This is a genomic window from Brevibacterium rongguiense (genome assembly GCF_009857845.1).
In the GTDB taxonomy this organism is placed as follows: domain Bacteria; phylum Actinomycetota; class Actinomycetes; order Actinomycetales; family Brevibacteriaceae; genus Brevibacterium; species Brevibacterium rongguiense.
In genome coordinates this window covers 1-1,507 of the sequence record NZ_WWEQ01000121.1, presented here as the reverse complement: position 1 = coordinate 1,507, position 1,507 = coordinate 1, and the positions used below count along the sequence as shown (strand labels likewise).

Sequence of the window (1,507 nt, the reverse complement as noted above, 5' to 3'; positions counted from 1 at the left end):
TCGCAGGGCGGATTCAACTGGTTGTCGCAACACCTCGATCGAGAGGTGTTCAACGATGGTGACGGCGGATTGGAGCAAGAAGACCAGCGAAGTGCCCGTGAGTGCGCGTCGGCAGTGGCGTGCGGATCGGGCGTTGCGTCCGCCGATGCGTTCGCCCGGGCGGCCTGAGCCTTCGCGGGCGGTGCAGCGGCAGTTCTGGCGTCTGATCGCGACGGGTATCACCTCAGCCGAAGCGGCTCTGAAGGTGGGCGTGTCTGTGCCGGTCGGGTCCCGTTGGTTTCGTCACGCTGGCGGCATGCCGCCGATCAGCCTCGCCCCGCCCACAGGTCGTTATCTGTCCTTCGAGGAACGTGAGGAGATCGCGCTTCTCCGCGCCAAGCAGGTCGGCGTGCGTGAGATCGCGCGCAGGATCGGCCGCGACCCGGGAACGATCTCCCGCGAGCTGCGCCGCAATGCCGCTACGCGCAGCGGCAAGCAGGAATACCGGGCGCTGGTGGCGCAGTGGAAGGCGCAGCAGGCGGCGAAGCGGCCGAAGAAGGCGAAGTTGGTGACCAACGCTAGGCTGCGCGAGTACGTCCAGGACCGTCTCGCCGGCAACGTCCGCCGACCCGATGGCAGCGTGGTCGTCGGCCCTGAGCCGCTGGCATGGAAGGGGCGGAACAAGCCACATCGGCAGGACCGGCGGTGGGCGATCGCGTGGAGCCCGGAGCAGATCTCACACCGCCTCAAGGTCGACTTCCCGGATGATGAGTCCATGCGCATCAGCCACGAGGCGATCTACCAGTCGCTGTTCATCCAGGGCCGTGGCGCGCTCAAACGCGAACTCGTCACCTGCCTGCGAACCGGTCGCGCACTCCGGCAGCCACGAGCTCGAGCGCAGAACCGTCCGCAAGGGCATGTCACCGCCGATGTCGTGTTCTCCGAACGTCCTGCGGAGGCGGCGGACCGCGCCGTTCCTGGGCACTGGGAGGGGGATCTGATCATCGGAACGGGCCGATCGGCGATCGGCACTGTCGTCGAGCGCAAGAGCCGCTCGACTCTGCTGGTGCACCTGCCCCGCCTGGAGGGCTGGGGCGAGAACCCATATGTGAAGAACGGTCCTGCACTGGGAGGCTACGGCGCCGTCGCGATGAATGCTGCTCTCGTCGCGACCATGACCAAGCTTCCAGAACAGCTTCGCAAGACACTCACCTGGGATCGCGGCAAGGAGCTTTCTGCGCATGCCCAGTTCGCGCTTGAGACGGGCACGAAGGTGTTCTTCGCCGACCCCCACTCGCCCTGGCAGCGGCCGACGAACGAGAACACAAACGGGTTGCTGCGTCAGTACTTCCCGAAGGGCACGGACCTCTCGCGGTGGTCGGCCGAGGACCTCGAAGCCGTCGCTCTCGCGCTCAACAACCGGCCACGGAAAAGCCTGAACTGGCGCACTCCCGCGGAAGTCTTCGAGGAGCAGTTACGCTCGCTTCAACAACACGGTGTTGCAACGACCGATTGAGCCCAAGCAGTT

General features: G+C 66.0%; 1 protein-coding gene. It reads left to right on the top strand.

Going from position 1 to position 1,507, the window contains the following annotated elements; all coding sequences use genetic code 11:
* Nucleotides 1–145 precede the first annotated feature (145 nt).
* Complete coding sequence (locus tag GSY69_RS13750; RefSeq protein ID WP_407925033.1) at nucleotides 146–1,495, top strand: IS30 family transposase; 1,350 nt, start codon at nucleotides 146–148, stop codon at nucleotides 1,493–1,495.
* The last annotated feature ends 12 nt before the right edge of the window (nucleotides 1,496–1,507 follow it).

What these genes read in the sequence shown, in the direction of transcription:
- GSY69_RS13750 (WP_407925033.1), top strand. Translation starts at nt 146, where the DNA reads ATGCGTTCGCCCGGGCGGCCTGAGCCTTCGCGGGCGGTGCAGCGGCAG.